The sequence below is a fragment of the Vibrio sp. YT-17 genome (genome assembly GCF_033337375.1).
In the GTDB taxonomy this organism is placed as follows: domain Bacteria; phylum Pseudomonadota; class Gammaproteobacteria; order Enterobacterales; family Vibrionaceae; genus Vibrio; species Vibrio alginolyticus.
Genome location: NZ_JAWOQP010000207.1, coordinates 1 through 1030, shown reverse-complemented (window position 1 = coordinate 1030; position 1030 = coordinate 1). Strand labels below are relative to the sequence as shown.

General features: G+C 37.1%; 1 protein-coding gene. It reads left to right on the top strand.

The genetic code is table 11. The features are described from left to right. Positions 1 to 19 precede the first annotated feature (19 nt). Positions 20 to 784, top strand: coding sequence for a hypothetical protein (locus R7F67_RS24975; RefSeq protein ID WP_025588933.1), 765 nt, complete (start codon positions 20 to 22; stop codon positions 782 to 784). Positions 785 to 1030: the final 246 nt, after the last annotated feature.

Here is a 1030-nt window from a genome sequence, read left to right as displayed (position 1 = left end):
AAAATACAGGCATTGTTCGATGAATAATTCTGCAACGTATTTACTTGCTGCTTTACGAGAAAAAATAAAAGAAAAAGGCATTGGATATTCTGAGCTTTCTATTGGACTTGGAATCCCGCTTTCTACTATAAAAAGGCAGCTTCACAATACGTCTCTTGGTTTAGATAAAATCTTGTTGTACGCCACGCACCTTGATACGGATTTGGTTGAGTTATCCATGCGAGGTAAGCAGCTGCAGCAAGAGAGTGAACAGTTTATCACCGACACCAACAGTGAGATTTTCCATCAATATCCTCACTTATTTGATTTTCTTTATCTTTTGCGTCGACCTGAGTGGTCTTTAGAAGAGATCGCACGGAGATACCAGCTGAGTGATACTTCCGTTGCGCTCTATTTACGTGCACTAGAAATGATGGATTACATTGAACTGAAAGGGGATAAACACTATCAATTTAAAGATACAGGCCGCTTTATTTTTGAAGAAGGTTCAAATTTAGACACGCTATTTGCACAGCGCTTTCGTGAAGAAGTGTTTAGCCACGATATTCGACCTCCAATTTGTGTTGGACGCATTGCGATTACCGAAGAACAAGAAGAAAAACTGGCAAATGAAGTGTACAACAAATTAATTGAGTTTGATGTTCAAAATAAAACCAGTGAAAACAGTCAACGACTAAAAAATGTTTTACTCACTTTTACGCCTGGTAATCAGATATTTTTGGCTGACACAATTCCGAATATTAATGGCGATTTATTAAAATCCATCACTATCGCTAAAGAATAATTATTGGAAGCTCGTGCTTATTTAGTTCGAGCCGAGCTTCTGCACATTAAAAACACTTATTTATATAAATGAGAATATAAAAATAACGTAAATAATAGGGAAAAAGTATGTTTAAAAAGAGCACACTTGCCATTCTGATCGGGGCTACTATTTCGCTTGTTGGATGTGGTTCCAATGATAAAACTGAAATCCGTTTACCACAGGCGCCAACTTCAGAATTTACTAACGTGATTGATCGTACTGGTA

Coding starts and splice junctions, on each gene's coding strand:
- R7F67_RS24975 (WP_025588933.1), top strand. CDS start 20: ATGAATAATTCTGCAACGTATTTACTTGCTGCTTTACGAGAAAAAATA.